Source organism: Ekhidna sp., assembly GCF_965228795.1.
Taxonomy (GTDB): Bacteria; Bacteroidota; Bacteroidia; order Cytophagales; family Cyclobacteriaceae; genus Ekhidna.
This window is the reverse complement of the sequence record NZ_OZ245839.1, coordinates 3,771,080-3,777,500: the sequence shown is the minus strand read 5'-3', so window position 1 is coordinate 3,777,500 and position 6,421 is coordinate 3,771,080. Positions and strand designations below refer to the sequence as shown.

Here is a 6,421-nt window from a genome sequence, read left to right as displayed (position 1 = left end):
TATAAGTAAAGTTGTATTACCTAGCAGTATCCTGAGTAAGGCGGGACCGGAGAAATCCCGTTTGAATCCACCGGCACCATCCGGTAAGGCTAAATACTCCTGAGAGACCGATAGTGAACTAGTACCGTGAGGGAAAGGTGAAAAGTACCCTGAATAAGGGGGTGAAATAGTACCTGAAACCATACGCTTACAAGCGGTCGGAGCTCCTTTGTGGAGTAACGGCGTGCCTTTTGCATAATGAGCCTACGAGTTAGTGTTGTTGGCAAGGTTAATACCTTAAGGGTTGAAGCCGAAGCGAAAGCGAGTCTTAACAGGGCGATCAGTCAGCAGTACTAGACGCGAAACTTTGTGATCTACCCATGACCAGGGTGAAGTGTAGGTAACACTACATGGAGGCCCGAACCAGTTGACGTTGAAAAGTCTTTGGATGAGTTGTGGGTAGGGGTGAAAGGCCAATCAAACTGAGAGATAGCTCGTACTCCCCGAAATGCTTTTAGGAGCAGCGTGGTGTTTAGTTTATCAGAGGTAGAGCTACCGATTGGACTAGGGGGAGTCAAATCCTACCAAATCCAGACGAACTCCGAATGCTGATAAATATACATCGCAGTGAGGGCTTGGGTGCTAAGGTCCGAGTCCGAGAGGGAAAGAACCCAGACCTACAGCTAAGGTCCCTAAATTTGTACTAAGTTGAACTAAGGAGGTTCAGCTGCTTAGACAGCCAGGATGTTGGCTTGGAAGCAGCCATTCATTTAAAGAGTGCGTAACAGCTCACTGGTCGAGCGGCAGAGCATCGATAATAATCGGGCATCAAGTACAATACCGAAGCTTAGGATCATTTATGATGGTAGGGGAGCATTCTCTAAACGATGAAGGTGTGACGTGAGTCATGCTGGAGACTAGAGAAGAGCAAATGTAGGCATAAGTAACGATAAGGCAGGCGAGAAACCTGCCCACCGATAGACTAAGGTTTCCCCGGCAATGCTAATCAGCCGGGGGTTAGTCGGGACCTAAGGCGAACCCGAAAGGGGTAGTCGATGGACAATCAGTTAATATTCTGATACCACCTTTATTTTCGATGGGGTGACGGAGTAGTGAAAGTACCGCGTACTGACGGAATAGTACGTTGAAAGGTGTAGGTATAGGCGATGTAGGTAAATCCGCATTGCTTGCTGAACCCGATAGTACCACAAATCTTCGGATGCGTGGATAGTGTACCTAATCAGACTTCCAAGAAAAACCTCTAAGGTTAGGATAAAGGTGCCCGTACCGTAAACCGACACAGGTAGTCAAGGAGAGAATCCTGAGGTGCTCGAGTGATTCATGGTTAAGGAACTAGGCAAAATAGCCCTGTAACTTCGGGAGAAGGGGCGCCCCCAGCAATGGGGGCCGCAGTGAAAAGACCCAGGCGACTGTTTATCAAAAACACATGGCTTTGCGAACTTGAAAGAGGATGTATAAGGCCTGACACCTGCCCGGTGCTGGAAGGTTAAGGGGGGGAGTTATCTTCGGAGAAGCTCTGAACTGAAGCCCCAGTAAACGGCGGCCGTAACTATAACGGTCCTAAGGTAGCGAAATTCCTTGTCGGGTAAGTTCCGACCTGCACGAATGGTGCAACGATCTGGGTACTGTCTCAACCATGAGCTCGGTGAAATTGTAGTTCCGGTGAAGATGCCGGATACCCGCAACGGGACGGAAAGACCCCGTGAACCTTTACTATAGCTTCACATTGGTATTGGGTAAATGATGTGTAGGATAGCTGGGAGACTCTGAAGCTGTGTCGTCAGGCATGGTGGAGTCATTGGTGAAATACCAGCCTTTATTTATCTGATGCCTAACCCCGAAAGGGAGACAGTGTGTGGTGGGTAGTTTGACTGGGGTGGTCGCCTCCAAAAGAGTAACGGAGGCTTTCAAAGGTACCCTCAGCACGCTTGGTAACCGTGCGCAGAGTGCAATAGCATAAGGGTGCTTGACTGTGAGGCCTACAAGCCGAGCAGGTAGGAAACTAGGATATAGTGATCCGGCGGTTCTGTATGGAAGGGCCGTCGCTCAAAGGATAAAAGGTACTCCGGGGATAACAGGCTGATCTCCCCCAAGAGCTCATATCGACGGGGAGGTTTGGCACCTCGATGTCGGCTCGTCACATCCTGGGGCTGGAGAAGGTCCCAAGGGTTGGGCTGTTCGCCCATTAAAGTGGCACGCGAGCTGGGTTCAGAACGTCGTGAGACAGTTCGGTCCCTATCTGTTGTGGGCGTAAGAAATTTGAGTAGATCTGACTTTAGTACGAGAGGACCGAGTTGGACAAACCGCTGGTGTACCAGTTGTTCCGCCAGGAGCACTGCTGGGTAGCTACGTTTGGAAGGGATAAGCACTGAAAGCATCTAAGTGCGAAACCCACTACAAGATGAGATTTCTTTTAAGGGATGTTCTAGATTAGGACGTAGATAGGCTGCAGGTGTAAAGGCAGTAATGTCAAAGCTGAGCAGTACTAATTACCCGTAAACTTTCTGAAGCGTTTCGATAAACTCGCGTTTTTCATGTGAATCTTTCATTTTTAATGTCAAGACATTAAGTCCTATCCTAATGGATATAGGCAAATTTTATGGTGATTATAGCGACGGGGTCCACCTCTTCCCATTCCGAACAGAGAAGTTAAGCCCGTCAGCGCTGATGGTACTGCCGTAACAGGTGGGAGAGTAAGTCGTTGCCAGTTTATTAACAAAGCCCTCTTTTTGAGGGCTTTTTTTTTGCATAACTTCGAATGAGATTAAACGTTAATGGACTAAAAAAACTGACCGAGTGAATTTTTGGTGGATATTTTTTCTATTTCTTACTGTACCCATTCTTGTTCACTTATTCAGTTTTAGAAGAGTTAGGAAAATATATTTTTCCTCCATTAAGTACATATCTAACTCAACCGCTAAATCCAAGTCAAAATCCAGGGTTAAGCACTTAGCTATTCTTTCTAATAGAATTTTACTCTTTGGCTCACTAGTCTTTTTAATCTACTTACTGCTCAATCAAAGACCCAGTCTCAATGATGAATCTTATGCTGTTTATTTTGATAATTCTTTAAGCAGTCAGGTAATAGATGGGCAGGAAATTGCAAAGCGTTTAGTTTCAGATTTGATAGATAAGAAATCTAATTCTGGTATTTACATTGACAATAATCAAAAAACCATTATTAATGAATCCTTCAATGTTGAATTTATTCCATCTAAATTCTCTAATTCTTCATTAAATCAATTTTTGATAAGTGATAGATTGAGTAATTCATTAGCAGATAACTATTACATCTTATCAGATTACCAGTTGTATGATTTAAATGCAATTAATAGACTTGTCTCGGATACAACTATACAATATCACTTATTGTATTCTAAGGAGTTAAATAGTATTAAGAATGTTGCGTTTGATACTTTATATATTCAACCTAACCCGAATGACTTGTCTAAGCTTGCGCTTGTTGTAGAGTTTAGTGTTTTCAATATGACCAGTGGTAATCTTGTAATTAAACTACTGCAAGATAACAGTCAAATTAGCTCGATTGTAAAGGATATTAGTGAATTAGATCGTGTTGAGTTCACAATTCCAATAGAGAAACATGGTTCTTATCAATTGAAAATAGATGGAGATGATGTTTCATTTGATAATAATTTTCACTTTGTGATCAGTGAAAGAACTAAACCTAGGGTGGTAATATTTGATAATGATAAAAATGGATTTGTAAATACTGTGTTTCTAAATAAAAACCTTTTTGAACTGTTTGATTTATCGATTAATAACATTGATTACGAGATTCTAAAGGATGCAGATCTTGTAGTATTCAACAAGCAAAAAGAGATTCCAACTTCTCTAATTGGTCAATTTAAAGACTTGGATTACATTATTTTTCCATCATCCGATATCAAGATTGAAAATTATGAGGATTTTTTAAAGTTAAGTTTTACGGAAACCAATGGTGAGCTAAATGAACTTTCACTTGAGCAAAATCATCCTATAATTAAAGGAGTATTTGATGGGAATTTAGATGAGGGAGTTTTACCATCTACACCAAAAGCATATAATATAGCAGGAGATTACGAAGAAGTAATTCGCTATAGGGGAGGTAATGTGTTTTTATTAAAGTCAAACAATTCTTACTTCTTTAATACTGTGTTGGGAGGTGAAAACGGATTTCAATCCAAGGCCTTATTTCTCCCGATACTTTATCAGATTGCTTTTAGAGCAGCTGATAGGATAGATATGCCCTATTATTATCCCGGGAGTAAGTTGGCTGTTAGTGGGGATGTGTCTGATGATCCAATAAGAATGGTTAATTCTGATTTGGAATTGATTCCATCTTTTAATTCAAATGGAAATGAAATCATAATTGAAATTCCTGGCGATATTTCTGCAGGCTATTACCACTTGATTCACAAAGGGGATACTATCCGTCAGGTGGCTATTAATATACCAAAAGAGGAGTCAGTTATGCAGTCGCTTAGTATAAATGAAATTGAAGATTATTTTAAGGATAGCCCAAATGTTAATGTTTCTAAGATTGATGCTTCCAACAATATATTATTAGCCTCCAATTCGGATATCAGCTTTTGGAAATATGCATTAATTTTGACTTTACTATTAGTAATGTCAGAGACGATGTTACATAGATTCCTCAGATGAGCATATTGTTAAAGAATGTACGTGTCCTTGATGTAAATTCCCCCGCTCACAACAAGCAAGTAAATATTCTTATTGAAAATGGTGTTATTATCTCGCTTTCAGGAAGGACGGCAGATAGAGAATATGATCTTAAGGATAAGCTAGTTTCTCCATCATTTTTTGATTTAAGTGCCCACTTTAGCGATCCGGGAAATGAATACCGTGAAGATTTATTATCTGGATCTGAGGCAGCATTATCAGGAGGCTTTGCAGATGTATGTCTGATTCCAGATACTAACCCACCAATAGAATCAAAAAGCGATGTTAAATACCTGATTGAAAGGTGCAAAGAGGTTGTTGACGTACATCCAATCGGAGCTTGTAGTGAGGCTTTAAAAGGTGAAAACCTTACGGAAATGCTGGATTTACATGATGCAGGAGTAGTGGCATTTAGCGATGGTGATGAGCCAATTTGGAATACTGAGCTACTTCTTAAAGCATTGCAGTATACTACGGAAATCAATGTTCCAATTATACAAAATGCAAGAGATATTAATATTTCATCTAATGCTCAAATGCATGAAGGTAAGTACAGTACACACCTTGGTCTTAGAGGGGAGCCTTCGCTCTCAGAAGAGTTAATCATTCAAAGGGATATTGAAGTACTTAAGTATAGTGGGGGTAGCTTGCATTTTGCTAAAGTTTCTTCTGCCAGGGGATTGGATCTCATTAAGAAGGCTAAAAAAGAAAAGCTTTCAATAACATGCGATGTGAGTATTCATCATTTGTTATTTACTGATGAATCAGTGGGAGACTTTGATACTAACTATAAAAACCTGCCGCCATTTAGAACTGAAAAAGATCGGAAGGCTTTGGTAAAAGGTGTGAAAGATGGCACTATAGATGCAATTTGCTCCAATCATAGGCCATTTGATCAGGAGAGTAAGCAACTAGAATTTGACCTGGCTGATCCAGGAAGTATTTCGCTTCAAACTTTTTTCCCTTCCTTAGTCAAACTATCAACCGAAGTTCCTCTGGAAATATTAATTGAAAGAGTAGTAAATGGTCCTAGAGCTGTATTGAAAAAAGAGCCAATCAAAATCGATAAAGGTGAGGTAGCAAAGCTGACAATTTTCGATTTAGATGCGAAATGGACCTTAAATGGTAAAAGCAATAAGTCTAAATCCAAAAACAGTCCGTTTTGGAATACTGAATTAGTAGGGCAGGTTGCAGCAGTTATCAATCGAAATCATAGTACACTAGCGAAGTGATAAAACCCAGCATAAAATACGCGATTCTATGTGGCCTATTTCTCATTGGCTTTTTTTTTATATCCATCAATTTTGGAAGCAACCCGCTGCTTGATAGTAGGCATTTCTGGTTTGATCTGGGTGTTTATTTTCTGTTTATATTTTTTGCAGGAAAGGAGTATAAGGACTTCAGGAACAATGGTTATCTCCATTTTTGGCAAGGAATAAGTATTGGATTTATTGTTTTTATTCCTGCAATTTTAATTTTTGAAGCTGCACTATTCGCTTCATTTCAATTAAATGCTGACTTGTTGCAGGCTTATAAAGACGGAGCAACCGCTTTATTGGAGAGTAATGAAGCTTTTTATGCTGAGGAGCTAGGGCAAGAGGCTTTGGATAATCGATATGAAGAAATAGCTTCAATAACCCCCGTTCAGCTCATTCAATTGACCTTTCGGAATAAACTCTTCTCTGCTTTTTTGATTACGCCTGTTGTTGCGATAATTTTAAGAAAAAAACCTAAATAGCTT

3 protein-coding genes and 2 rRNA genes (1 of these 5 only partly in view) are annotated in these 6,421 nt (G+C 40.4%); all 5 read left to right on the top strand.

The window, feature by feature from the left end; translation table 11 throughout:
• Window positions 1–2,509 (top strand): 23S ribosomal RNA (locus tag ACQK2H_RS17020); it begins 360 nt to the left of the window's first position.
• Window positions 2,510–2,598: 89 nt separating this feature from the next.
• A 5S ribosomal RNA gene (gene rrf / locus ACQK2H_RS17015) occupies window positions 2,599–2,710 on the top strand.
• An 86-nt stretch (window positions 2,711–2,796) separates the two neighbouring features.
• A complete protein-coding gene (locus ACQK2H_RS17010; protein WP_425392581.1) occupies window positions 2,797–4,662 on the top strand; it encodes a BatA domain-containing protein in 1,866 nt (621 codons plus the stop codon).
• Complete coding sequence (locus ACQK2H_RS17005; RefSeq protein ID WP_425392580.1) at window positions 4,659–5,912, top strand: dihydroorotase; 1,254 nt, start codon at window positions 4,659–4,661, stop codon at window positions 5,910–5,912. The genes ACQK2H_RS17010 and ACQK2H_RS17005 overlap by 4 nt, the downstream gene beginning before the upstream one ends.
• Window positions 5,909–6,418 (top strand): DUF4199 domain-containing protein, encoded by a 510-nt coding sequence (locus tag ACQK2H_RS17000; RefSeq protein WP_425392579.1) that lies wholly within the window; start codon window positions 5,909–5,911, stop codon window positions 6,416–6,418. Before ACQK2H_RS17005 ends, ACQK2H_RS17000 begins: the two co-directional genes overlap by 4 nt.
• The last annotated feature ends 3 nt before the right edge of the window (window positions 6,419–6,421 follow it).